This window comes from Aeromonas sp. ASNIH4 (assembly GCF_002934425.1).
Lineage (GTDB): Bacteria > Pseudomonadota > Gammaproteobacteria > Enterobacterales > Aeromonadaceae > Aeromonas > Aeromonas hydrophila.
This window is the reverse complement of the sequence record NZ_CP026217.1, coordinates 4,161,133-4,183,663: the sequence shown is the minus strand read 5'-3', so window position 1 is coordinate 4,183,663 and position 22,531 is coordinate 4,161,133. Positions and strand designations below refer to the sequence as shown.

Sequence of the window (22,531 nt, the reverse complement as noted above, 5' to 3'; positions counted from 1 at the left end):
TTGGTCGAGCACCTCTCGGTGTCCCCTACAACTTCACCATAATATGCCGCGGCACTGTGTAGTCTTCGAGGGCGTAGAGGGAGAGATCCTTGCCGTAGCCGGACATCTTCATGCCGCCGTGGGGCATCTCGGAGGTGAGCATGAAGTGGGTGTTGATCCAGGTGCAGCCGTACTGCAGGTGGCTGGCCACCTTGCTGGCAAGGCCGAGATCCCGGGTCCAGACCGAGCTGGCGAGGCCGTAGTCCGAGTCGTTGGCCCACTGCACCACCTGCTCGGCGTCGCTGAAGCGGGTCACCGACACCACCGGGCCGAACACCTCGCGGCGCACGATTTCATCCTCCTGACGGGCGTGGGCGATCAGGGTCGGCTCGAAGAAGAAGCCGTTGCCGGGGCGGATCTTGCCCCCCGCCGTCACCTCCACGTGGCCGCTGCTCTGGGCGCGCTCCACGAAGCTGGCCACCCGGTTGCGCTGCCGGTCCGAGATGAGCGGCCCCATCTCCACCCCCTCCTCGCGCTGACCGCCCACCTTGATGGAGGCCACCGCCTCGGTCATGGCGGCGACAAACTTGTCGTAGATCTTGCCCTGGGCATAGATGCGGCAGGCTGCGGTGCAATCCTGGCCGGCGTTGTAGAAGCCGAAGGTGCGAATGCCCGCCACCACGGCCTCCAGATCCGCATCGTCGAAGATGATGACCGGCGCCTTGCCGCCCAGCTCAAGGTGGGTGCGCTTCATGGTGCGGGCGGCGCTCTGCAGGATCTTCTGGCCGGTGGCGATGTCACCGGTGAGCGACACCATGCGCACCAGCGGGTGCTCCACCAGCGGCGCCCCCACGCTCTCGCCCCGGCCGCAGACGATGTTGATGACGCCGCGGGGGAAGAGCTCGCTGGCGAGCTCCGCCAGGCGCAGGGCGGTGAGGGGGGTCTGCTCGGAGGGTTTGAGCACTACCGTATTGCCGGCGGCGAGCACGGGGGCCATCTTCCAGGCCGCCATCATCAACGGATAGTTCCAGGGGGCGATACTGCCCACCACCCCGATGGGATCGCGGCGGATCATGCTGGTGTGCCCCTCGATGTACTCCCCCGCCAGCGGCCCCTGCAGGCAGCGGGCCGCGCCGGCGAAGAAGCGGAAGCAGTCCACCACCGCCGGCAGCTCGTCATTGAGCACCGCCAGATAGGGTTTGCCGCAGTTGAGGGATTCGAGCGCCGCAAACTCCTCGGCGTGGCGCTCGATGGCATCGGCCAGGCGCAGCAGCAGGGTACTGCGGCTCGCCGGGGTGGTGCGGCTCCACTGGGCGAAGGCGCGCTGGGCGCCGTTCACCGCCCGGTTCACCTGCTCGAACGAGGCTTCTGGCACCGAGGCGAGAAGCTCCCCGGTGGCGGGGTTGAGGATGGGCTCGGCCTGGCCGTCACCGGTGACGAACTGGCCGTCGATCAAGAGTTGGGTAGAGAGTTTCATGGTTGCATCCTTGCGCACGCGTTGAGTCGTTATTTGCCACTGCCGGCGACGTCCTGGCCGTCGCGGGTGAGGTAGTAGGCAAGCAGAATGGGAATGGTGGTGAAGGCCACTATGATGAGCGCCACCACGTTGGTGACCGGCCTGTCCCGTGGCCGGATCAGCTCCTGATACATCCAGATCGGCAGCGTGGTCTGCTGGCCAGCGGTGAAGGTGGTGACGATCACCTCGTCAAAGCTGAGGGCGAACGCCAGCATGCCTCCCGCCAGCAGGGCGGTGGCGAGGTTGGGCAGGATCACGTAGCGCAGGGTCTGGAAGCCGTCGGCCCCGAGATCCATCGACGCCTCGATGAGGCTCTGGTTGGTGCGGCGAAAGCGCGCCAGGGCATTGTTGTAGACCACCACCACGCAGAAGGTGGCGTGACCAATAACGATGGTCCAGAAGCTGAAGGGGATCTCCATCACCCCGTAGGCGGATCGCAGCGCGATGCCGGTGACGATGCCGGGCAGGGCGATGGGCAGCACCAGCAACAGCGACACCACCTCCTGGCCGAAGAAGCGGCTGCGGGCGATGGCCCCCGCCGCCAGAGTGCCAAGCACCATGGCGGCCAGCGTCGCCAGCCCCGCTACCTCCAGCGACAGCTGGATGGCGCGCCACACGTCGGGGCGGTTGAGGGTCACCTCGAACCACTTGAGGGTGAGCCCGGGCGGCGGGAACTGATAGCTCTTGCTCTCGCTGGTGAAGGCGTAGAGGAAGATGAACAGGATCGGAAAGTGCAGGAACAAGAGGCCGCCGATGGCCGCGTACTTGAGCAGGCCGGAAGGCTGGTTGCCATGGTCCCGTTTCATGGGCTGATTAGAGCGCATCGAAGGCCCCCAAGCGTTTCGCGATGGTGAGGTAGATGGCGATGATGAGGATCGGCACCAGAGAGAAGGCGGCGGCGAAGGGCAGGTTGCCCGCCGTGCCCTGCTGCATGTAGACCACCTGACCTATGTACATGGTGGAGTTGCCTATGATGCCGGGGATGATGTAGTCCCCCAGCGTCAGGGAGAAGGTGAAGATGGAGCCTGCCACCACGCCGGGCAGGGCCAGCGGCAGGATCAGGGTGCGAAAGGTCTGGGCCGGAGTGGCACCGAGATCGCCGCTCGCCTCAAGCAAGGAGCGCGGGATCCGCTCCACCGCCGCCTGGATGGGCAGGATCATGAAGGGCAGCCAGACGTAGACGAACACGATGAAGGTGCCGATGCGCGAGAACGACAGCGACGGTCCCCCGATCACCGGCAGCGAGAGGATGGCGTCCAGTAGCCAGTCCAGTCCCAGAGTATCAGCCAGCCAGCTGATGACCCCCTCCTTGGCCAGGATCAGCTTCCAGGCGTAGACCCGCACCAGATAGCTGGACCAGAGCGGCAGCATGATGCCGACGTAGAACAGGGCCCGGGTCTTGCCGCTGGTGTAGCGCGCCATGTAGTAGGCCACCGGAAAGCCGAGCAGGGCGCAGGCCAGGGTCACCAGCAGCGACATGCCGACGGTGCGCAGGATCACGTCCAGATTCTCCGCTCGCAGCAGGGCGACGAAGTTCTGCAGCCCCAGCTCGTGGCGGATCTGGCCGCTGAACTCGTCCAGCCCGAAGAAGGCGTTGGAGAGCAGCATCAGCAGGGAGCCGACATAGATGATGCCGAGCCACAGCAGGGGCGGCCCCAGCAGGATGGCCAGCAGCAGACCCGGCCGCCCGTAGAGCAGGGTGGAGAGGCGTCGCAGCGGCCGGTAGGAGAGGGGGGCAGTGGGTTGGCTCATGGCAAGGCTCGCACTGTGGGGGGCGCTCATGGTTGAGCTCCCTGGGGGGCGGTGTGCAGGCGATGGATCGCCTGCTCCGGCCAGCTGAGGCTGACCCGGGCGCCACGGGGCAGGCGGGCCTGGCCCTCGTTGGGGTGGTTGACGATAAGCTCGAGCTGCTCGCCGAGATCGACCCGGTAGCGCACGAAGGGGCCGAGGTACTCCACCTCACGCACCTCCCCTGACCAGCCCGGTGTGCCGGCCTCGGCGAGCCGGATCCGCTCCGGGCGCACCATCATCTGGCGAGCATCGCCGCACAGACGGTGGGCCTGCTCCCCCTCGAACAGGTTGACGGTGCCGACGAAGCGGGCGACGAAGGGGGTGGCGGGGGCGTCGTAGATGGTATCCGGCGCGGCTATCTGCTCGATCTTGCCCTGATTGAAGATGCAGATGCGGTCGCTCATGGAGAGCGCCTCCTGCTGATCGTGGGTGACGAAGATGAAGGTGATGCCGAGCTGGCGCTGCAAGGCTTTCAGTTCGAGCTGCATTTGCTCGCGCAGCTTGAGGTCGAGCGCCCCGAGCGGTTCGTCCAGCAGCAGGATGCGCGGCTGGTTGATCAGTGCCCGGGCGATGGCGATGCGCTGGCGCTGGCCGCCGGAGAGCTGGCCCGGCTTGCGGTTGCCGACGCCGGGCAGGCGCACCAGCTCCAGCATTTCGTCCACCTTGCGGTAACGCTCCGCCTTGGGGACGCCTTTGAGCATCAGGCCGTAGCCGATGTTGTCGCGCACATCCATGTTGGGAAACAGGGCGTAGTCCTGAAACACGGTATTGAGGTTGCGATCGTAGGGGGGCACGGTGGAACAGGGCTCGCCGAACAGCCGGATCTCCCCCTCGCTCGGGTATTCGAAGCCCGCGATCATCCGCAGGCAGGTGGTCTTGCCGGAACCGCTCGGCCCCAGCAGGGTGAAAAACTCGCCGGCCGGGATCTGGAAGGAGATGTCGTCAACCGCCTTCACCTCGCCATAGTGGCGGCTGACCCGGTCAAATTGTACGGCATTCATGGGACGTCCTTGTCTGTGTGGGAAGCGGGCCGGACTCCTGTCCGGCCCCATATCGGCATTTACTGAGGCACCTCAGCGACCACCCAGGATGGCGATATAGTCCGAGACCCAGCGGTAGTAAGGCACGCAGGTTCCCTGGCTCTTGCACTGGGTGACAGGGGTACGCCAGAAGCGCACCCGATCGAAGTTGTCGATGCCGTTGGTCTTGCACCCCTCTTTCCCGAGCAGGGCATTGCCCTCGCAGGCGGCCGGCACCACAGGCACGGAGCCGAACCAGGAGGCGAGATCCCCCTGCAGCTTGTTGTTGAGGGAGTGCTCCAGCCACTTATAGGCACAGGTCAGGTTCTTCGCCTCGCTGTGCACCATGCTGGTGTCGGCCCAGCCGGTGACGCCCTCCTTGGGCACCGTCGTGGCGATGGGCTGCTTGTCGGCGATCAGGGTATTGGCCTGGAACGGCCAGGAACCGGAGGCCACTACCCCCTCGTTCTTGAAGTCGTCGATCTGGACGAAGGCGTCGTGCCAGTAGCGTCCCACCAGCTGACGCTGCTGGCGCAAGAGGTCGAGGGCGGCCTTGTACTGATCCTCGTTCAGCTCGTAAGGGTCCTTGATGCCGAGCGCTGGCTGGTGGCTCATCAGATAGAGGGCGGCATCGGCGATGTGGATGGGGCCGTCGAACGCCTGCACCCGCCCCTTGTTGGATTTGCCGTCCGGCAGGGTCTGCTCTTCGAACACCACGCTCCAGGAGTCGGGCGCCTTGGGGAACACCTTGGTGTTGTACATCAAGATGTTGCCGCCCCACTGGTAGGGCACGCCATAGTGCTTGCCGTCCACCGTGTGCCAAGGGGCATTCTGCAGGCGGGGGTCTATCTTGCCGTAGCTCGGGATGAGCGCCAGGTTGAGCGCCTGTACCTTGCCGCCGGCGATGAGGCGCAGGCTGGCGTCGCCGGAGGCGGTCACCAGATCGAAGCCTCCCTCGTTCATCAGCGCCACCATCTCGTCCGAGGTGGCGGCCGTCTTGACGTTGACCTTGCAGCCGGTCTCTTGCTCGAAGCCGGTGACCCAGTCGTAGTTCTTGTCGGTCTCGCCGCGCTCCACGTAGCCGGCCCAGGCCACGATGTTGAGCTGGCCTTCACCCTTGCCGAGGGTGGTGGGGGCAGCCTGGGTCTGTCCTGCCAGCAGGGCGGGGACCAGGGCCAGGGTGAGGGGGGTCAGTTTCATCTTGCTCTCCTTGCTGAGGCGGGCACAGTTGTGATGCCACGCTGACAATTAACATCCTGTTAACCAGTCATGAGCGTAGGAGAAGCCGTGAGCAATGAGAATTTCAATTTTTAACGCCAGAGGTATCTGCTAAATCGATATCGAGTGCAGATGAATCTGAATTTCTATGGCAATACGGTCGTCAGGTCTCCGGAAACGGTTAGCGAGAAACCTGCTGACGGGCCCGCAGCCGGCTCTGATCCCGCACTATGTCGATGAACTCGCGGGCGGTCCACTCCAGCCGCGAGCCGCGCCGCCACACCAGGCCGATGTCGATGGCGGGGATGGGTTCCTTGATGGCGCGGGCCTCGACCCGCTCCTGCTCCAGCGACCAGGGGCGGTAGGCAAAATCCGGCAGCAGGGCGAGCCCGAGCTGGCTCGCTACCAGGCTGCGCACCGCTTCCACCGAGGCGGTCCGCAGCACGATGCGCGGCGCTATGCCGTAGCGGCGCAGGCCACCGCCGATGATCTGGTCCAGTTGATCGGCGGTCAGCGAGATCATGGGCTCCTCGCCGAGCGCCTTGAGGGAGAGGGTCGACTCGGCGCAGAGCGGGTGGTTGGCGGCGAGCCAGACCCGCAGCGGCGAGCGGGTCAGCAGCTCGGTATCGAACGCCTCCTGGCGGATGGTGCGGTTGGTCATCAGGATCCCCACGTCCACCTCGCCGTTGACGATCTGGTGCTCGAGATAGGGCTGCTCATCCTCCTTCACCTCGATCTGCACCGCCGGGAAGGCGCGGCGAAAGCGGCCGAGCGCCTCCGACAGGTAGTAGCCGGCCACCAGCGTGGTCACGCCTATGGTGAGCTGCCCCTGATCCTGCTGGGCCACCGCCTTGAGGGACTGGCCGGCTTCGGTCATGGCGCCGAGGATGCGACGGGCGTGCAGCAGAAACTGGTGACCCTGGGTGGTGAGGCTGACACCGCGTGGATTGCGCTCGAACAGGGCGGCGCCGAGCTCGGTCTCCAGCTCGCGGATGGCGCTGGTGACCGCCGACTGGGAGATGTGCAGCTCGGCGGCGGCGCGGCTGACCGAGAAGCTGTCGGCCACCGCCACGAAATAGCGGATCTGGCGAAAGGTGAAGTTCATCTGGGCGTCCTGCCGCGTGTGATCAAGGTGACTGCCAGCTTACCCTCGAATCGCGGCCAGACAAAAGGCGCCGTGCTGGCGCCTTTTGTCATGGTTTTTCCGGTGGTTAGCGGGAGCTGGCCGCCTCGATCACCGGGATCCGGTTCACCGCCTTGCCGAGATAGGCGAGGGTGATGGTCACAATGATACAGGTGAAGCTGAGCCACATGTAGGGCAGGTAGTCGAGGGTCGCCACCCCCAGTACCCCGGCCATGAAGATGCCGTTGTCGCTCCAGGGCACCATGCCGCAGGTGAGGGTGCCGCCGAACTCGGCGTTGCGGGAGAGGTTCTTGCGTGCCAGTCCCAGCCGGTCGTAGTTCTTGGCCATGATCTTGGGGGTCAGGATCAGCGACACATACATGGCCGAGCCGAACACGTTGGCCAGGAAGGCGGTGCCTATGGTGTGGGTGGTCAGGCTGCCGGCACCGTTGATGCGCTTCTCGAAGGCACTGGCGATGACTTCCAGGATGCCGACCTTCTCCAGCAGACCGCCAAACCCCAAGCCGAAGATGATGACGGCCACCGAGCCCAGCATGGACTCCATGCCACCGCGGCCCAGAATGTTGTCGATGAAGTCGACGCCGGAGGTGATGGCAAACGGGCTGTAGGCGGAGTGCATTGCCTTGACCGGATCCATGTCCTGGAACAGGATGGCCCAGACCAGGCCCAGCAGGGCACCGAAGCTGATCACCGGGAAGGCGGGCTTGCGGTTGGCCAACAGGCCCAGCACCAGCACCACCGGGACTATGGCCAGCGGGGTGATGTTGAACTGCTTGTCGAGCGCCTCCATCACCAGGTTGACTTGCTCCAGGCTGACGTTGCCGGAGTACTGCATGCCGACCACGGTGAACAGGGCGGCGGTGATGACATAGGAGAACAGGCTGATGGGCAGCATCCCCTTGATGTGTTCCATCACGTCGACGTTGGACATGGTCGAGGCCAGCACCACGGAGTCTGAGAGAGGGGAGAGCTTGTCACCGAAGTAGACGCCGGAGAGCACGGCCCCCGCCACCAGCGGCGCGGGCACGCCGAGGCTGTGGCCGATCCCCATCATGGCGATGCCGGCAGTGGCAGCCGAGCCCCAGGAGGTGCCGGTGGCCAGCGAGGTCAGCGAACAGATAATCAGGGTCGCCAGCAGGAAGATGGACGGGTGTATCACCTTGAGGCCGAAGTAGATGATGCTGGGGACGATGCCACCGGCGATCCAGGTGCCGACCAAGGCTCCCACGGAAACCAGTATCAAGATGGCCCCCATCCCCTTGGCGACGCCGTCGACGGCGGCCTGCTCCAGGGATTTGTAAGCATGGCCGAGCTTGATGCCGAGCCCCATGATGACGAACCAGGCGATGAACAGTGCCAACTGGATTGGCAGGTCGAGCACGCTGGTGAAGGAGAAGGCCAGGGCCAGGAAAATGGCCAGGCAGGCAAACACCTGCGACATGCCCGGCAATCGGATGTGGTTTTGTTGGTTTTGCATAGATACTTCCTAAACTCTTGCTCGCCAAGGTCAGTCCCTCTCGTCCTGTGGATACACGTATCCCGAGGGGCCCACCCAAAAAGAGGCCGCAATCTACCACAAACCTAGGGGGGCAAATCCCAACTGATTTAGCAAAAATGCAGTTTTGATTGAAAAACTTACAAATTAGTTGATCTCATAACCCGTTTTTGAGTGCTCTGTTTGCCCCGATGGGACATTCGACTCCGATAGAAAAGTCCGATTGCATACTCCTAAAATACAAATGATAATTGTTATCAATTGTTGGAGGGGAGTGTGTCATGAGATGGATAGTGAGAGCCATGCTGCTGATCGGGCTGCTGGCGATCCTGATCTGGGGTCAGGACAAGGCGTACGGTATGTGGAGCCTGGGCTTCTTGCTGGCCGCCTGGGTCATGCTCGAACCCAGGCTGAGGCCTGCGCTGATCCTGCTGCCGGTGGCCGGTATGACGGGAGTCGCGGCCCTGATCTGGCAACAGCCCTGGTTATGACGAGGTGGCCGGGGCGCTTTGCACCTTCTCTTGTGCCAGCTTGAGCGACTCGATGACGTTTTTCTCCATCTCGGTACGCTTGGCATCGGTCAGGAAGTAGATCATGTCGACGTCGTGACGAATGTAGTGGGAGGGCAGCTGGTTCAGGGTCAGACAGCAGAGATCGGCCATCTGGTTGGCGCTCAGCTTCTGGTTGAGCCCCTGTTTCTCAATCTCCTTGAGCACCAGATGCTCGTAGAAGTTGTGAATGTCGGTATCCAGTATCATATGCGTTCCTTGGCATGACGATGGGCGGTGAGTCGTCAAAAGCATAGTCATAACAAGGGCTAAAAACAAAAGGCCCATCACTTTCGTGATGGGCCTTTTGCATAATGAATGGTGCGAAGAGAGGGACTCGAACCCTCACATCCGTGGGACACTAACACCTGAAGCTAGCGCGTCTACCAATTCCGCCACCTTCGCACACTGATTTTCTCCAGCTGGTTTTTAAATGCGGTTGGAGCGCATTTTCTGCGTTTTACATGCCAGAAGCATGGTGCGAAGAGAGGGACTCGAACCCTCACACCCGGGGGGCACTAACACCTGAAGCTAGCGCGTCTACCAATTCCGCCACCTTCGCACATCGGGTTTCCAGTCTGGTTTTACATGCTGTCTGGATAAAGCATGGTGCGAAGAGAGGGACTCGAACCCTCACATCCGTGGGACACTAACACCTGAAGCTAGCGCGTCTACCAATTCCGCCACCTTCGCACATTGTGTTACCAGTTTTGATTTACATGCTGTCTGGAGAAGCATGGTGCGAAGAGAGGGACTCGAACCCTCACACCCGGGGGGCACTAACACCTGAAGCTAGCGCGTCTACCAATTCCGCCACCTTCGCACATTCGGGTTATCAGTCTGGATTGACATGCTGTCTGATAAAGCATGTTGCAGTATGGTGCGAAGAGAGGGACTCGAACCCTCACATCCGTGGGACACTAACACCTGAAGCTAGCGCGTCTACCAATTCCGCCACCTTCGCATCACTGCGGTGGGGGATTCTATAGAGTTTTGAAGGAGCGTCAACAGCCAAAGGGGACTTTTTTCGCTGTTGACGTTCAAAGCAGCATCAAGGGGACAAAACTTCAGCAATCTGCCTCAGTGGCGGGCCAGTGCGTCCTGATACATCTGCTCGTACTGAGTGACCGAATCCGGCCAGTTGAAGCGGGTGTTCATGGCATTGCGCTGCACCCGGGCAAACTGTTCGGGGTCCTGCAGGTAGTAGAGCAGGCTGCGGCGCATGGCATCGAGCAAGATGTTGGCGGTCGGATCGTTGAAGCAGAAGCCGGTGGCGTGCTCCGGGTCGGCATCCCAGTCCACCACTGTATCTTTCAGGCCGCCGACGGCCCGCACCAGCGGCAGGGTGCCATAGGCCAGGCTGTACATCTGGTTGAGCCCACACGGTTCGAACAGGGAGGGCATCAGGAAGAAGTCGGCACCCGCTTCCACCAGATGAGCGAGCCGGTCGTCATAGGTATTGATGAAGGCGAGCCGGTCCGGGAATTGTTGCGCCAGGGTCTGCAGCTGGGCTGCGAGGGAGGGATCTCCCGAGCCGACGATCACCACCTGCACCTTGTGATGCAGAAACTTGTCCAGCACCGGCAGCAGCAGGTGAACGCCTTTCTGTTCGGTCAGCCGGCACACCATGCCATAGATGGGCAGATCCGCTACCGGCAGGCCGGTCTCCTGTTGCAGGCTCTGCTTGCAGATGCGCTTGCCGGCCAGGTTGTCGACGTCATAGGTAGCCGGCAGGAAGTCGTCAAACGCCGGATCCCAGTCCTGATAGTCACAGCCGTTGAGGATGCCGCGCAGATCCGCCGCCCGCTGCTGGAAGATGCTGGCCATGCCGTGGGCGCCCAGGTGGGTCAGCAATTCGCTGGCATAGTTGGGGCTGACGGCGTTGATCTTGTCGGCATAGAGCACGCCGCATTTGAGCAGGTTGACGTGGCCGTAGTCGTAGCTGATGCGCTGTTCGTAGTCGGCAATCTCGGGCACGGCCCAGAACTGCTGGCGCTCGAATACCCCCTGAAAGGCCGCGTTGTGAATGCTGATCACGCTGCGGGTGTGCTGGAAGAAGGGGTTGTGGGCGTGACGGGTTTTCAGCAGCAGTGGCAGCAGGCCGGTGTGCCAGTCGTTGCAGTGCACTATGTCGGGGGCAAAGGCGAGCTGCTCGCTGGCGTGCAGTGCGGCCGCAGCCAGAAAGGCGAAGCGCTCGCCGTTGTCCGGATAGGCCTGGTTGTTCTCGGCGTAGAGCTGGGGGCGATCGAAGTACTGCGGGCAGTCGAGCAGATAGACGCAGACTCCCTCCAGATCCATCTGATAGATGCGATAGCCGATATCCGGCAGGCCCGGGTGGGTTGGCAGCCAGCGCGAGACCAGCAGTTTGGCCTCATCCCGTCGCTTTATCGTCTTGTAGAAGGGCAGCATGATCCTGACATCATGCCCCTTCTGGGCCAGGTACAGCGGCAGGGCTCTGGCCACGTCCGCCAGGCCCCCGGTCTTCACAAGCCCCTCAACTTCCGAGGCAACGAACAGGATTTTCAGTGGGTTAATAGCCAACTCTTGCTCCCTTAGGTACCACGACGATACCGCCTTCGGACACGGTAAATCGTTCTCTGTCATGGTCCAGATTTTCACCGATCACGGTGCCGGGCGCAATTTCAACGTTCTTGTCGATGATGGCGCGACGAATGGAGCAGCCCTCGCCGATCTTCACATCCCCGAGCAGAACCGACTCGCTGATGTGGCTGCAAGGCCCCACGTTGCAGCGAAAACCCAGGATGGAGCGCTGGATCTGGCTGCCCTGGATGAAGCAGCCGCCGGAGATCAGCGAGTTGGCGATCTTCACCTTGCAGTCGTCGGTATCGACGAAGGTGGCGGGCGGCAGCGGCGGATAGTGGGTATGCAGCGGCCACTTGCGGTTGTAGAGAGAGAAGGGGGCATCGTCGGCCACCAGGTCCATGTGCGCCTGCCAGTAGGAGTCCAGCGTCCCCACATCGCGCCAGTAGACGTTGGGTTTCTCGCCCGGAATGACGTTGGTGCTGTAGTCATAGACATAGACGGGGGCGCGCGGGAACAGGCTGGGGATGATGTCCTTGCCGAAATCGTGGCTGGAGTTCTCCTCGGCGGCATCGCGCTTGAGTTCGCGATAGAGCGCCTCGGTCTCGAAGATGTAGTTGCCCATGGAGACCAGCGCCTGAGTGGGATCGCCGGGGATGTGCTTGGGCCGCTTGGGCTTCTCTTCGAAACCGATCATCCGGCCCTCCTGATCCACCTCGATCACCCCGAAGGCGCTCGCCTCCTCGATGGGCATGCGCAGGGCGGCGACGGTCAGGGCGGCGGCCTTCTGCTTGTGGAAGGTCACCATCTGGCTCACGTCCATCTTGTAGATGTGGTCGGAGCCGAAGATGCAGACGTGCTCGGGGTCGGAGATCTCGATGAAGCGCAGGTTCTGGTAGATGGCGTCGGCGGTGCCGTCATACCAGCGTTTGCCCATCCGCATCTGGGCCGGAATCGGGTCGATGAAGCGATCCGTGATGCCGACGATGTTCCACCCCTTCTTCATGTGCAGATAGAGGGACTGGGACTTGAATTGGGTCAATACGTAGATGCGCAGGAAGTCGGCGTTGACGAAGTTGTTGAGGACGAAGTCGATCAGTCGGTAGCTGCCACCGAAGGGAACCGAGGGCTTGCTGCGGGTGGTGGTGAGTGGCTGGAGGCGAGTACCTTCGCCGCCGGCCAGGATCATGGTGAGTATGCCTGCCATCGTATTTCTCTCCCTGAATTCATACTATGAAAAGGTTTTCAGCTTGATGCAAAAAAACACCCCTAAAGGGGTGGTTTGAGGTGTGACAATTACCTTATCAGATCCCGTATGGGGCTCTCTACCTGTTTCCGGTGACTGGTTACACTTATTTACACTTTGCTCAGATAGACCTTGAATTTGGCATCGCTGCTGATCACTTCAGTCCGTTTGAAGTGCGTCTCCAGTATAGGCTGATATCGCAGGAAGGCGTTGGCAACTATCGTCAGCGAGCCCTGGGACTGCAGATGAGCCGGCGCCTTGGCCAGGAAGGTCTCGGTGGCCGCGTAGAAGGTCTTGAGACCGGCGTGGAACGGCGGGTTGGAGACGATCCGGTCAAATTTCCCCTGAATGTCGGAATAGACGTCGGATGCCCGCACCTCGCCCTGCAGGCCGTTGATGGCCAGAGTGCGGCGGCTGGACTCCAGCGCCAGCGCGTTGATATCCACCATGGTGACCTTGAGTTCGGGATTGCGCTTGGCCAGCACTGAGCCAATCACCCCGGCACCGCAACCGAAATCGAGCAGCGAGCCCTGCATGGCCGGCAGGCTGGCCAGCAGCATCTGGCTGCCCAGATCCAGTTCGGATGCACTGAACACGCCGGGCAGGGCCAGCACGGTCAGTTCGGTGTCGCCGACCTGGCACTGGTAGCGGCCGAACCAGCTATCCAGCTTGAACGGTTCAACCGGTTTGCTCAGCTCGCCGTGATAGAGGGAGCAGCGGCGGGCCGAGTCGCGTTTGACCGGCTTGTCGCCATAGGGGGCCAGCAGCTTGTCGGCCCCATTGATGCCACCGCGGTTTTCACCGGCGAGGAACAGCTCGGCACCGGCTTCCAGCAGCGGGGTCATCATGGCCAGCAGATACTGGGCCTCGGCCTTGGCCTTGGGCATCAGCAGCAGCAGGGCATCGAAACGGGGGGTGCCGCCGAGCTGATGGTCGAACAGGATGGCATCCCCCAGCACGGCCTGCTGGCTGCGGTAGTAGCAGTAATCCGTGGTAAAAACGGTGAGGGAGTGGGTCAGGGTCGCCAGCTGGCGGGGATAGTCATCCTCCAGCGCGCCGCACACCAGCAGCCGCTTGCCGACAAAGAGGGCTTGGTTTCGTTCCAGCATCTGGCTGACGGCACTGATCGGGCTGCTCATCGGGTCTCTCCACGCAATTTTGGGCGGCCATTATACATAGCCGCTTTCGCCTTGACATTTATGCCGTGTTCCCGAAATATGCCCAGACACCATTTTTTGAGCAGAGATGACGCAATGCGGTTCAACGGGTTGAAACGAAAGCATAAAAAAAGCCTGACATTCGGGCCTGCCGACGTTCGCGCGTAACCTCTCATCCCTGAGCAGATTCAAACCCCGGTTGCGCACATCGTACCGGGGTTTTTTATTGCCACATTCATGAGTCAACGGAGAAGGAAATTCCATGTTCAAAGGTTCAATCGTCGCCCTGATCACCCCCTTTCGACAGGGCAAGCTGGATGAAGAGGCGCTGGCGCGTCTGGTGGAGTGGCATATCGAACAGGGTACCCACGGCATAGTGCCGGTGGGCACCACGGGCGAGAGCCCGACCCTGACCCATGACGAACACTGCCGGGTGGTAGAGCTGGTGGTCAAGCTGGTGGCGGGCCGCATTCCGGTGATCGCCGGGGCCGGCTCCAACAACCCGGTCGAGGCGATCGAGTACACCCGTCATGCCGAGCAGGCGGGGGCCGATGCCACCCTGCACGTGGCCGGTTATTACAACCGCCCCAACCAGGAGGGGCTCTACCACCACTTCAAGGCGGTGCACGACGCCACCAGCAAGCCGATCATCGTCTACAACATCCCGCCGCGCGCCATTGTCGATGTGCAACCGGCTACCCTGGCCCGACTGGCCGAGCTGCCGCGCATTGCCGGGGTGAAAGACGCCACCGGCGATCTGGCCCGCCCCTGGACCGAACGCCAGCTGATCAAGAAGCCGTTTGCCTGGCTGTCCGGTGAAGATGCCACCGCCGTGGCCTACAACATCGGTGGCGGTCAGGGCTGCATCTCGGTGACCGCCAACGTGGCGCCCAAGCTGGTGGCCGAAGTGCAGAACCTCACGTTGGCTGGCCAGTGGCAAGCCGCGCGTGAGCTGCAAGACAAGCTGATTCCGCTCCATCAGGCGATGTTTGCCGAGCCGAGCCCCGCCGGCGCCAAGTATGCGGTCTCCCTGCTGGGCTTTTGCAGCGAGGAGTGCCGCCTGCCGGTGATGCCGCTGTCCGAGGCGACGCGCACCCGCATTCGTGACGCGATGCAGGCGTTGAATCTGTTATAAAAAGTGGGCTCTGGATCGCGCTTTTGACTGGCTAGTCAATTAAAATGCAATGTTTGTCGATATACTCGCTTGGATACAACCAAGGATGACAGGCATGCAGGAATGGGATCCAGAGCACTTCACCAGTTTTGAACATCTCTGTGAAGTGACGCTGGCGGCAGTCAGGGAAAAAACCGAAGCCGAACAGATCTACTTGTGGCTGCGGGCGCCCGAGTCCCAGCTATACAGCTTTCAGCTCGAACAGGGGCTGGTCTGCCTCACCGCCGACGCCCTTGCTACGCTCCAGCTGCCAATCGTTTTCATCGAACATGCCCTCGACAAGGGACAGCTGGTGGTGGAGCAGCTAGCCCACCTTCACGACATCTGGGAGACGGTTGAGCCGCAGACGACACGCCTGCGCGCCTGTTTCCCGCTCAAGCGCCACAAGGGGCTGGAGGCAGTGGTCTATCTGGAGACCCGTCGTCGTCTCGATCGTCTCTCCCGTCGCCAGCAACAGAGCATTCAGCTGCTGATGCACTATCTTGCCGCCGAGCTGGAGAGCCGGTTGCTCGCCAGCCAGATCGATCTGGAGCGGGATCAACGACTGCATACCCAGGCCGACCTCATCCGCAGCCAGGCGCTGCAAGGCTCCTTCCTCAGCATGTTGCAGGCGCTGCATCAGGTGGGGGTTCAGCTCTCCCGTTGTGACGGCGAGCATCAACTGCTGCGCGAGGCCGTGGTGCTGGCCCGCCAGGAACTGCAGTTCGATCGCATCGCCATCTTCCTGGTCGACGCCGAGTTCAAGACCATGCACGGCACCTGGGGTACCAACGAGGCGGGCGAGCTGATCGACGAACATCACTTCATCAGTCCCATTCCCGATCACCCCACGGTGCAGGAGGCGCTGCGCCGCAAGGACTATGTACTGGTGCTGGAGGATGCGCCGCTCTACTACGAAAAGCAGGAGGTGGGTCGCGGCTGGAACGCCATGGTGTCACTGTGGGACGGCGCCACCCCGATCGGCTGGATTGCGGCCGACAACCTGCTGTGGCGTCGGCCGCTCAAGGCCTATCAGAGCGAGATCTTCAAGCAGTATGCGGCCATGCTCTCCCAGTTGCTGATCCGCCAGCGCACCCAGGAGGCGCTTGAGCGTTTCAATCGTGAACTGGAGCAGCGGGTCAGCGAGCGCACCATGCAGCTGGCGGAGACCAACCGGGCGCTGGAGGAGGCCAACAAGCGCCTGTCGCTGCTGTCGCTGGAGGATCCGCTGACCGGCATCGCCAACCGCCGCCACTGGGATCTCACCATGCAGCGGGAGTGGGAGTGGGCGCGCCGCCATCAGAACCTGCTGGCGGTGCTGATGATCGATGTGGATGAGTTCAAGTCCTACAACGACCACTTCGGTCATGCCAAGGGGGACCAATGTCTGCAGCAGGTCGCCCGTCTGCTGCAGGAGGCGGAGCGGCGGCGCACCAACCTGGTGGCACGCTATGGCGGTGAGGAGTTCGTCATCCTGTTGTGCGGTCCGCAACCCGGCGAAGCGGAGCGATTGGCGGAACAGATTCACCAGGGGCTCAGCGAATTAAAGATCCCGCATCCGGCCTCCCGAGTTGCTGATTTCATTACGGTTAGCATAGGCTTTAGCTATCTGGTTCCCTCGCTGGATGGAACATGGCAGAGCTTGACCGAACAGGCTGATCAGGCGCTCTATCATGCCAAATCGCAGGGGAGGGCGTGTACGCTAGCCTATCGGTGAGCCCATGTTGTTACGTCGCTATCCCATCTTCAACCGCCGCCTCGCCCTCGTCGCCTATGGCATCGACTATCAGCTTGCCGACCCGTCCGAATGGACGCTGCTGGCGGCCCAGTGCCGGTTGCTGGCACAGGGGCGGCAATACCTGCTGCCCTTCACCCACGAGCAGCTCGATGAACTGCGCCCCCTGCTGTTCGATCAGGACACCATACCGCTGGTCGAGGCTTCCGCCGATCGGCTGCCCGCCTCCTTCCCCGTGCTGGAGCAGTGGCGCGACTACCGGCGCCGGCTGGCGGTGCACGGTGCCCAGCGCGAGCCGCGCTGGTTCAACGCCTCCCGGCTGCTGGTGTTCTGGATGGGTGAAGAGGGGATCCGCCAGCCGACCGAACACAAGCGGATGGCGCTCGACATCGAGACCTGGGGAGACTTCCTGCCGCTCAAGGAGGCGGGAGTCGACTTCTTCGCCGGCGGTTTTCTCGCCCGCCCCGAGCTGGTCAATCAGCGCGCCGCCCAGCCGGACATGAAGCTGGTGCAGGAGATACTGCAGCTGATCTGCCGCGAGGAGTTCTCCTTCGCCCGGGTAGCCACCCTGCTGGAGCAGGATGCCTGGCTGCCGGGGCAGTTGCTGAGCTATGTCAACGCCCCCGGTTTCGATCACGCCAGCCCCATCGTCTCGGTCACCCGGGCGCTCTCCTATCTGGGGGAGCAGGAGATCCGCAAGTTCGTGCTCATCTACGGGCTGGCCAGGGTCAGCCAGCACATGCCGGAGGCCTGCACCCGCATGGCCATCGCCCGCGGTCGCTTCTGCGAGCTGATCGCACTGAGTGCGCTCGGCAAGGCGGCTGCCAGCTGGGCCTTTCTGGTGGGGTTGGTACTGGATGGCTCGCTGCTCTCCGAGCAGCTCAAGGCCCACCTGCCCAAGGACGTGAGGCGGGCGCTGGAGTCTCGCGAGGGGCCGCTGTTTCATCTGTTCCAGCTGGTGAAGAGCTATGAACAGGGAGATTGGCCCTTGCTGGCCCAGCTGGCGCCCACTTATCAGCTGGAGCCCGCCAGACTGACGCCCATCTATTTTCAGGCACAAATGTGGGGGCAAGCGTTTCTCGCCACCTAGGTCGTGGCGAGCGGGGATGGCTCTGGCTAGAATGGGGACCCTTTGTTCAGAGACAGACTCCGCACATGACCCTATCCGGATTTCAAGGCCTGGTATTTGACCTCGACGGCACCCTGGTGGACTCCATGCCGCTGCACCTCGCCGCCTGGGCGCACACGGCCCGCGAATTTGGCTTTCACTTCGATGCCGACTGGTTCTATGAGCTGGGCGGCATGCCGAGCCGCAAAATCGCCCTGCTGGTGGCCGAGCAGCAGCAGATCGCCCTGGATCCGCTCATCGTGACCCGCTGCAAGACCGAACACTACGTGGCCAACCTGCACAAGGCGACCGTCTTCCCGGCCATGCTGGAACTGGTTGAGCGTTACCATGGCCGCATCCCGATGGGGATCGGCACCGGCTCGCCCCGCATCAATGCCGAGGCCGTACTGCGCAATACCGGGCTGGACCGCTACTTTCCCGTGGTAGTGACCGCCGACGATGTAGATCTGCACAAACCCCATCCCGATACGTTTCTGCTGGTCGCACGTCGGCTGGGGGTCGAGCCGGCAGGCTGTCTGGTATTCGAGGATACGGGGATCGGTGTGCAGGCCGGTCAGGCTGCGGGGATGCAGACCTGCATGGTCAGGGATGGCCGACCGGTCGACTTGCAGTATTGAAGGGAAGAGAGAGAAAACGGATGGATCCACTCGGAGGAAGAGTGGAGTCCATTCTCATACGGGACAGACATGATACATGAGAATGGACTCGGTCACCCTTTGACGCAGCAATGGCGTCGGGGTGACTCAGGCAAGAGCATTACTGCTCGCTGCTACCGCCGCCCTGGTTGTCGTCATAACGACCGGGAGCGCCGTGGGGGCGCGGCGCCATGGAGACGCGGGGCTTGCGGGCACGCTGGATGCTGACCTGAGGCCGGCCGGAGTGCATGGCGATGGTGGAAATCTTGGCCTTGTAGACCAGCTGCTGGTTGCCGTGGGCATCGGTCAACAGCACGCTGTACTGGTCGAAACCGCTGATGGTCCCCTCCAGCTTGATGCCGCTCACCAGGAAGATGGCGACCTGACTGCGATTCTTGCGCAACCAGTTGAGGGCAGAATCTTGCCCGTTCCCGAGGGAGAAGGCTTGCTCAATCGTGGAGTAGCTTGGGGATTCAGTTGTCATAAATTATTGTCCCGCGGAAAAAAAGTGGCGTTTGATTGTGCTAAATGGTCACTTGCTTGTCAAAGTCATTCTCACACCTGACCCGGATGGTGCAACGACAGGGCTGGTCGGCGCGGGCCGCTGCTGTAATAATTGGCGGCTCTGGCCCCGTGGCGGGCCTCATGCTGGGGTTTCATCTTGCATCCGGTTTCACACCAACACCAACCCACCTATACCCATGACGCCACCGCGTGCGAAGAGTGCGACCTGCTGGTGCCGGCCACCACGCTGGCCGTGGGGGAGGCGAGCAGCTGCCCGCGTTGCGGTCATACCCTGAGCCGCCATCTGCCGGAGCAGGAGCGCAGGCCCATCGCCTACGGCTTTGCGGCCATCATCATGTTCGTGCTCTCCAACTCCTTTACCTTCATGTCCTTCTCCGCCAAAGGGGTGGGGCAGGAGATGACCTTTCTGCAGTGCATCACCACCCTGGTGGATCAGGGCTACCTGTTCCTCGGGGCCGTGCTGAGCCTGACCCTGATCGGCCTGCCGCTGGTCTATATCGGTTCCATCATGCTGGTGTTGTGGCGGGTCGACAAGGATCTGCACAGCAACGCCCTGCGCTCCCTCGGCCGGCTGCTGTGCCGGATCAAGCCCTGGCTGATGGTGGATGTGTTCCTCATCGGGGTGCTCATCTCGCTGGTCAAGCTGATGGGGATGGCCGACATCAAGATGGGCCTGTCGTTCTGGGCGTTCGTCGGCTACACGGTGCTGCTGATCAAGATGATCTCGTCGCTGGATCGGATGTGGCTGTGGCAGCGGCTGTTCGGGCCGAGCGAGCTGCACGGGCTGACGGTGGAGGATGACGAGGCCAGCGCCATGACCTCCGGGCTGGTGGGCTGCCACATCTGCGGCGCCCTGAGCGAGGCCGGTGCCGACAGTTGCAAACGGTGCGGCGATCATCTGCACAGCCGCAAACCGGGTGGGCTGAACCGGACCTGGGCATTGCTCTTTACCTCGGTGATCCTCTACATACCGGCCAACCTCTATCCCATCATGGACACCGTCTTCCTCGGGGATGACAGTCCCTCCACCATCCTCGGCGGGGTGGTGCTGCTGTGGGCCATGGGCTCCTATCCCATTGCCGCGGTGATTTTTTTCGCCAGCGTGGTGGTGCCGCTGGTGAAGATCCTGGCGCTGCTGTGGCTCTGCTACATGGTGCAGCGCGGCCAGGGGGCATCGCCCCTTGGCAAGCTCAAGCTTTATCGCATGACTGAATTCGTGGGACGCTGGTCGATGATCGACGTCTTCGTGGTGGCCATCCTGGCGGGCCTGATCCGGCTCGACAACCTGATGACCATCTATCCGGGCCCTGCGGCCGTCGCTTTTGCGGGTGTGGTGCTGATCACCATGGTGGCAGCCATGAGCTTCGATGCCCGCCTGATCTGGGATTTACAACAAGGAGAACGCGAACGTGAGTGAGCGTAAGAAAAGGTGGAAACCCGGCTCTGATTTTCTGAGCTCGGCCGCCGCTATCTGGATGGTGCCGCTGTTGGCGCTGTTCATCGGGATCTGGATGCTGTTCCAGCACTGGTATTCACAAGGTCCCAGCTTCACCCTGACGGTGGCGACGGCCGAAGGCATAGTGGCGGGCAAGACGGTGATCCGCTCCCGCGAGGTGGAAGTGGGCCGCATCGAGGCGGTGGAGCTCAGCGAGGACTACAGCCATGCGGTGTTGAAGGCCCGTCTGACCAATGCCGCCGCCGGCATGCTCAAGAAGGACAGCCAGTTCTGGGTGGTCAAGCCCAGGGTCGGTCGGGAGGGGGTCTCCGGCCTCGGTACCCTGCTCTCCGGCGCCTACATCGAACTGGCACCCGGCAAGAAGGGCAAGGCGCGCGACGAGTACGCCATGCTGGACAAGCCGCCACTGGCCTCCCAGGACGCCAAGGGGCTGCGATTATCGCTGAGCAGCCGTGACACCCGGGCGCTCGGGGTCGGTTCGCCTATCAACTATCAGGGCTTCACCATAGGCCAGGTGGAAGAGGCGAAGTTCCTGCCCGAGAAGAGCGAGATGCAGTATCAGATCTTCATCAACGCCCCCTATGACGTGCTGGTGAGCAGCAACTCCCGCTTCTGGATGACACCGGGTTTCGAGGTCTCCATGAGCAGCGAGGGGATGAAGGTGAAGATGGATTCGCTGGAGAGCCTGCTGGACGGCGGCATCACCATGGGGCTGCCGCCCGGCTGGGCGCCCGGCGAGCCGGTCAAGCAGATGGACGACTTCACCCTGTTCCAGGATCAGGCCAGCGTACTGGCCGGTAGCCTGGATCAGTTCATCGACTACGTGTTCCTGTTCGAGGACAGCGTCGGCGGCCTGCACCCGGGTGCTGCTGTGGAGTATCGTGGCATCCGGGTCGGCACCGTCATCTCGGCCCCCTATCTCATCGATGAGAAAGGGGTACAGATGTTCCAGAGCCGGCAGATCCCGGTACTGGCGCGGATCGAGGTGCAGCGCCTCTCTCACCGCTATGCCAATGCGGAGAAGGAGCAGTGGCGGGCGCTGTTCGGCCGGCAGTTCAAGGAGGGGTTGCGGGCGACGCTCAAGACTTCCAGCCTGCTGACCGGGGGCAAGGTGGTGGATCTCAACTTCTATCCGGATGCACCCAAGTTCCAGCCCACCAAGCTGGCGGGCTATCAGGTGTTCCCGACCGTGCAGGCCGGGCTGGATCAGATTGAGCGCAAGGTAAACCAGATCCTCGACAAGTTCGTCGACATGGACACCGCCAAGACGCTGAACCAGGTCAACCACACCCTGGTGACCCTGGAGCAGACCCTGAAGAACGTCAGCGCGGTGAGCGCCAACCTGGACAAGTTCACCGGTCAGAGTGCGACCCAGCAGTTGCCGGCGTCCCTCAACGACAGCCTGAAGCAGTTGCAGAGCACGCTGCAGGAGTATGACGCCAACTCCCAGACCAACCAGGATCTGCGGCAGTCGGTGCAGTCGCTCAACCAGCTGATGCGCGAGTTGCAGCCGCTGGTGCATTCGCTCAACGAGCAGCCGAGCTCGTTGATTTTCGATCGGGCTCGTCCCCGTGATCCCGAGCCCAAGCGAGGTCAATGATGAAAAAACAGATGATGGCGCTGGCCTTGCTGGGCCTGCTGGCGGGTTGCAGTTCTGCGCCGACGCAGCTGCACTACTACTCCCTCGACGCCGAGGCGCAGCAACCGACTGCAGTGGTGGCTCAGCCGCAGCACCAGCTGGTGCTCAAGCCGGTGTCCCTGTCCGGCCAGCTGGATCGAATGAGCCTGGTCTATCAGCTGGAGGGCAAGGAGCTGCACTTCGCCGAGTACCATCGCTGGGCGGGGTCGCTGGATGCCCAGCTGGATCAGCTGACCCTGAACGGCCTCTCCAGCCGCTTGCCGGGCTGGGTGGTGCGACAGGACGGTGCCCGCAAGGGGCCGGTGCTGACCATTGCGGTGGAGCGCTTCCAGGGCCGCCACGACGGACGCGCCGTGCTGAGCGGGCGCTGGCGCCTGCTGACCGAAGAGGGCACGGTATTGCGTGACGTCCCCTTCCAGCAGGTGCGGGTGTTGCCGGCCGATGGCTACGGCACTCTGGTGAGCGAGCTGGGGGCTGGCTGGCAGCAGCTGCTCGACCAGATTGCGGCAGAGGTGCGCAAGGGCGCCTGACGGTGTGCCGATGCACAGACCCAAAATGGAACGGGAGGCCTTGGCCTCCCGTTTTTTATTCGTGGCCGTCAGCCA

General features: G+C 62.4%; 20 protein-coding genes and 5 tRNA genes. 8 read left to right on the top strand and 17 right to left on the bottom strand.

Annotated elements, in window-relative coordinates:
* Nucleotides 1-25: 25 nt before the first annotated feature.
* From C2U40_RS19515 to nhaC, 7 genes are all read right to left on the bottom strand, one after another.
* The gene (locus tag C2U40_RS19515; RefSeq protein WP_103827081.1) at nt 26-1,456 is read right to left on the bottom strand and encodes a gamma-aminobutyraldehyde dehydrogenase; all 1,431 of its coding nucleotides are present in this window, start codon (nt 1,454-1,456) and stop codon (nt 26-28) included.
* A 29-nt stretch (nt 1,457-1,485) separates the two neighbouring features.
* Complete coding sequence (locus C2U40_RS19510; RefSeq protein ID WP_011707522.1) at nt 1,486-2,301, bottom strand: ABC transporter permease; 816 nt, start codon at nt 2,299-2,301, stop codon at nt 1,486-1,488.
* Nucleotides 2,302-2,308: 7 nt separating this feature from the next.
* Nucleotides 2,309-3,277 carry an ABC transporter permease gene (locus C2U40_RS19505; protein WP_024944801.1) on the bottom strand — a complete coding sequence of 323 codons (969 nt, stop codon included), beginning with the start codon at nt 3,275-3,277 and terminating at the stop codon, nt 2,309-2,311.
* The gene (locus C2U40_RS19500; RefSeq protein WP_103827080.1) at nt 3,274-4,287 is read right to left on the bottom strand and encodes an ABC transporter ATP-binding protein; all 1,014 of its coding nucleotides are present in this window, start codon (nt 4,285-4,287) and stop codon (nt 3,274-3,276) included. The genes C2U40_RS19505 and C2U40_RS19500 overlap by 4 nt, the downstream gene beginning before the upstream one ends.
* 72 nt (nt 4,288-4,359) lie before the next feature.
* Nucleotides 4,360-5,505, bottom strand: coding sequence for an ABC transporter substrate-binding protein (locus C2U40_RS19495; protein ID WP_060390633.1), 1,146 nt, complete (start codon nt 5,503-5,505; stop codon nt 4,360-4,362).
* A gap of 199 nt (nt 5,506-5,704) precedes the next feature.
* Nucleotides 5,705-6,628: a LysR family transcriptional regulator gene (locus C2U40_RS19490; RefSeq protein WP_029302108.1), complete on the bottom strand. Its 924-nt coding sequence runs from the start codon at nt 6,626-6,628 to the stop codon at nt 5,705-5,707.
* Nucleotides 6,629-6,734: 106 nt separating this feature from the next.
* A complete protein-coding gene (gene nhaC / locus C2U40_RS19485) occupies nt 6,735-8,144 on the bottom strand; it encodes a Na+/H+ antiporter NhaC (protein ID WP_103827079.1) in 1,410 nt (469 codons plus the stop codon).
* Between the two features lie 299 nt (nt 8,145-8,443).
* On the opposite strand from nhaC, the gene C2U40_RS19480 reads away from it, so the two are divergent.
* Nucleotides 8,444-8,653 (top strand): hypothetical protein, encoded by a 210-nt coding sequence (locus C2U40_RS19480; protein ID WP_011707516.1) that lies wholly within the window; start codon nt 8,444-8,446, stop codon nt 8,651-8,653.
* On the opposite strand, the gene C2U40_RS19475 is transcribed toward C2U40_RS19480, so the two are convergent.
* The 9 genes from C2U40_RS19475 to rsmC all read right to left on the bottom strand — a co-directional run bounded on the left by C2U40_RS19475 (nt 8,648) and on the right by rsmC (nt 13,636).
* On the bottom strand, nt 8,648-8,920 hold the full coding sequence (locus C2U40_RS19475; RefSeq protein WP_181014716.1) for a late competence development ComFB family protein: 273 nt from the start codon (nt 8,918-8,920) through the stop codon (nt 8,648-8,650). The genes C2U40_RS19480 and C2U40_RS19475 overlap by 6 nt on opposite strands.
* Nucleotides 8,921-9,029: 109 nt before the next feature.
* Nucleotides 9,030-9,115 (bottom strand) — tRNA-Leu (locus tag C2U40_RS19470).
* Between the two features lie 71 nt (nt 9,116-9,186).
* Nucleotides 9,187-9,272 (bottom strand) — tRNA-Leu (locus tag C2U40_RS19465).
* Between the two features lie 45 nt (nt 9,273-9,317).
* Nucleotides 9,318-9,403: transfer RNA gene (locus C2U40_RS19460), tRNA-Leu, on the bottom strand.
* Between the two features lie 44 nt (nt 9,404-9,447).
* Nucleotides 9,448-9,533: transfer RNA gene (locus C2U40_RS19455), tRNA-Leu, on the bottom strand.
* 55 nt (nt 9,534-9,588) lie between these two features.
* A tRNA-Leu gene (locus C2U40_RS19450) sits at nt 9,589-9,674 on the bottom strand.
* A 116-nt stretch (nt 9,675-9,790) separates the two neighbouring features.
* A complete protein-coding gene (glgA, locus tag C2U40_RS19445; RefSeq protein ID WP_039214006.1) occupies nt 9,791-11,251 on the bottom strand; it encodes a glycogen synthase GlgA in 1,461 nt (486 codons plus the stop codon).
* Complete coding sequence (glgC, locus tag C2U40_RS19440; protein ID WP_011707513.1) at nt 11,241-12,458, bottom strand: glucose-1-phosphate adenylyltransferase; 1,218 nt, start codon at nt 12,456-12,458, stop codon at nt 11,241-11,243. Before glgC ends, glgA begins: the two co-directional genes overlap by 11 nt.
* Before the next feature lie 149 nt (nt 12,459-12,607).
* The gene (rsmC, locus tag C2U40_RS19435) at nt 12,608-13,636 is read right to left on the bottom strand and encodes a 16S rRNA (guanine(1207)-N(2))-methyltransferase RsmC (RefSeq protein ID WP_103827077.1); all 1,029 of its coding nucleotides are present in this window, start codon (nt 13,634-13,636) and stop codon (nt 12,608-12,610) included.
* Between the two features lie 280 nt (nt 13,637-13,916).
* Between rsmC and dapA the strand changes: the two genes are divergently transcribed.
* The 4 genes from dapA (at nt 13,917) to C2U40_RS19415 (ending at nt 18,288) form a co-directional block, all read left to right on the top strand.
* The gene (gene dapA, locus C2U40_RS19430) at nt 13,917-14,789 is read left to right on the top strand and encodes a 4-hydroxy-tetrahydrodipicolinate synthase (protein WP_011707511.1); all 873 of its coding nucleotides are present in this window, start codon (nt 13,917-13,919) and stop codon (nt 14,787-14,789) included.
* A 94-nt stretch (nt 14,790-14,883) separates the two neighbouring features.
* On the top strand, nt 14,884-16,524 hold the full coding sequence (locus C2U40_RS19425; RefSeq protein ID WP_103827076.1) for a GGDEF domain-containing protein: 1,641 nt from the start codon (nt 14,884-14,886) through the stop codon (nt 16,522-16,524).
* A gap of 4 nt (nt 16,525-16,528) precedes the next feature.
* Nucleotides 16,529-17,632 (top strand): EAL and HDOD domain-containing protein, encoded by a 1,104-nt coding sequence (locus C2U40_RS19420; protein WP_103827075.1) that lies wholly within the window; start codon nt 16,529-16,531, stop codon nt 17,630-17,632.
* A gap of 65 nt (nt 17,633-17,697) precedes the next feature.
* Nucleotides 17,698-18,288 (top strand): HAD family hydrolase, encoded by a 591-nt coding sequence (locus C2U40_RS19415; protein ID WP_181014715.1) that lies wholly within the window; start codon nt 17,698-17,700, stop codon nt 18,286-18,288.
* Nucleotides 18,289-18,427: 139 nt separating this feature from the next.
* Here C2U40_RS19415 and hfq read toward each other — a convergent pair whose 3' ends face one another.
* Nucleotides 18,428-18,790: an RNA chaperone Hfq gene (hfq, locus tag C2U40_RS19410; protein ID WP_011707507.1), complete on the bottom strand. Its 363-nt coding sequence runs from the start codon at nt 18,788-18,790 to the stop codon at nt 18,428-18,430.
* A gap of 177 nt (nt 18,791-18,967) precedes the next feature.
* Here hfq and C2U40_RS19405 point away from each other — a divergent pair, with 177 nt between their 5' ends.
* The 3 genes from C2U40_RS19405 to C2U40_RS19395 are packed head-to-tail and all read left to right on the top strand — an operon-like array spanning nt 18,968 to nt 22,456.
* Nucleotides 18,968-20,248 carry a paraquat-inducible protein A gene (locus tag C2U40_RS19405; RefSeq protein ID WP_103827073.1) on the top strand — a complete coding sequence of 427 codons (1,281 nt, stop codon included), beginning with the start codon at nt 18,968-18,970 and terminating at the stop codon, nt 20,246-20,248.
* The gene (gene pqiB, locus C2U40_RS19400) at nt 20,241-21,887 is read left to right on the top strand and encodes an intermembrane transport protein PqiB (RefSeq protein ID WP_017409490.1); all 1,647 of its coding nucleotides are present in this window, start codon (nt 20,241-20,243) and stop codon (nt 21,885-21,887) included. Before C2U40_RS19405 ends, pqiB begins: the two co-directional genes overlap by 8 nt.
* Entirely contained in the window at nt 21,887-22,456 is a 570-nt protein-coding gene (locus tag C2U40_RS19395) for a PqiC family protein (RefSeq protein WP_103827137.1), read from the top strand. Before pqiB ends, C2U40_RS19395 begins: the two co-directional genes overlap by 1 nt.
* Nucleotides 22,457-22,531: the final 75 nt, after the last annotated feature.

What these genes read in the sequence shown, in the direction of transcription:
- C2U40_RS19505 (WP_024944801.1), bottom strand. Translation starts at nt 3,277, where the DNA reads ATGAGCGCCCCCCACAGTGCGAGCCTTGCCATGAGCCAACCCACTGCC.
- C2U40_RS19495 (WP_060390633.1), bottom strand. Translation starts at nt 5,505, where the DNA reads ATGAAACTGACCCCCCTCACCCTGGCCCTGGTCCCCGCCCTGCTGGCA.
- nhaC (WP_103827079.1), bottom strand. Translation starts at nt 8,144, where the DNA reads ATGCAAAACCAACAAAACCACATCCGATTGCCGGGCATGTCGCAGGTG.
- C2U40_RS19415 (WP_181014715.1), top strand. Translation starts at nt 17,698, where the DNA reads ATGACCCTATCCGGATTTCAAGGCCTGGTATTTGACCTCGACGGCACC.
- glgC (WP_011707513.1), bottom strand. Translation starts at nt 12,458, where the DNA reads ATGGCAGGCATACTCACCATGATCCTGGCCGGCGGCGAAGGTACTCGC.
- C2U40_RS19480 (WP_011707516.1), top strand. Translation starts at nt 8,444, where the DNA reads ATGAGATGGATAGTGAGAGCCATGCTGCTGATCGGGCTGCTGGCGATC.
- C2U40_RS19500 (WP_103827080.1), bottom strand. Translation starts at nt 4,287, where the DNA reads ATGAATGCCGTACAATTTGACCGGGTCAGCCGCCACTATGGCGAGGTG.
- C2U40_RS19475 (WP_181014716.1), bottom strand. Translation starts at nt 8,920, where the DNA reads ATGATACTGGATACCGACATTCACAACTTCTACGAGCATCTGGTGCTC.
- C2U40_RS19425 (WP_103827076.1), top strand. Translation starts at nt 14,884, where the DNA reads ATGCAGGAATGGGATCCAGAGCACTTCACCAGTTTTGAACATCTCTGT.
- C2U40_RS19420 (WP_103827075.1), top strand. Translation starts at nt 16,529, where the DNA reads ATGTTGTTACGTCGCTATCCCATCTTCAACCGCCGCCTCGCCCTCGTC.
- C2U40_RS19395 (WP_103827137.1), top strand. Translation starts at nt 21,887, where the DNA reads ATGAAAAAACAGATGATGGCGCTGGCCTTGCTGGGCCTGCTGGCGGGT.
- C2U40_RS19490 (WP_029302108.1), bottom strand. Translation starts at nt 6,628, where the DNA reads ATGAACTTCACCTTTCGCCAGATCCGCTATTTCGTGGCGGTGGCCGAC.
- C2U40_RS19510 (WP_011707522.1), bottom strand. Translation starts at nt 2,301, where the DNA reads ATGAAACGGGACCATGGCAACCAGCCTTCCGGCCTGCTCAAGTACGCG.
- dapA (WP_011707511.1), top strand. Translation starts at nt 13,917, where the DNA reads ATGTTCAAAGGTTCAATCGTCGCCCTGATCACCCCCTTTCGACAGGGC.
- C2U40_RS19515 (WP_103827081.1), bottom strand. Translation starts at nt 1,456, where the DNA reads ATGAAACTCTCTACCCAACTCTTGATCGACGGCCAGTTCGTCACCGGT.
- rsmC (WP_103827077.1), bottom strand. Translation starts at nt 13,636, where the DNA reads ATGAGCAGCCCGATCAGTGCCGTCAGCCAGATGCTGGAACGAAACCAA.
- hfq (WP_011707507.1), bottom strand. Translation starts at nt 18,790, where the DNA reads ATGACAACTGAATCCCCAAGCTACTCCACGATTGAGCAAGCCTTCTCC.